1 protein-coding gene is annotated in these 523 nt (G+C 66.7%); it reads left to right on the forward strand.

The genetic code is table 11. The features are described from left to right. Window positions 1-17: 17 nt before the first annotated feature. Window positions 18-523: transposase (locus tag M4I32_RS15180; protein WP_319035318.1), on the forward strand; the 506-nt coding region annotated here is incomplete at its 3' end.

Raw genomic sequence — 523 nt, forward strand, 5'->3', positions numbered from 1 at the left:
GAAGGACACAACGCACGATGGCTCTAGACCAGTCTGCCCTCCTCGAGCTCCTCGGGGAACTGAAACTCACCGACGTCAGCGATCGGATCCGGACGGCGACGGAGACGCTCTATCAGGAGCTGATCGACGCGGAAGCGGCCGCGTTCATCGGCGCCGCCCCGTTCGAACGGACCCCGGCCCGGACGACGCAGCGCAACGGCACCCGCCCTCGGACCTTGACGACGACCGCGGGTGAGTTGGAGTTGCGGATCCCGAAGCTGCGGCAGGGGTCGTTCTTCCCGTCGCTGCTGGAACGCCGCCGCCGCGTTGACCAAGCTTTGTTCGCGGTCGTGATGGAGGCGTACGTCCATGGTGTCTCCACGAGGAAGGTCGACGACCTCGTCAAGGCGCTCGGTGCTGACACGGGGATCAGCAAGTCGGAGGTGTCACGGATCTGCGCGAACCTGGACGAGGACGTCGCCGCGTTCCGCGACCGGCCCCTCGCGGACCAGGCCTACCCGTACGTGTTCCTCGACGCCACCTA

Source organism: Microbacterium sp. LRZ72 (genome assembly GCF_033792225.1).
Classification (GTDB): Bacteria; Actinomycetota; Actinomycetes; order Actinomycetales; family Microbacteriaceae; genus Microbacterium.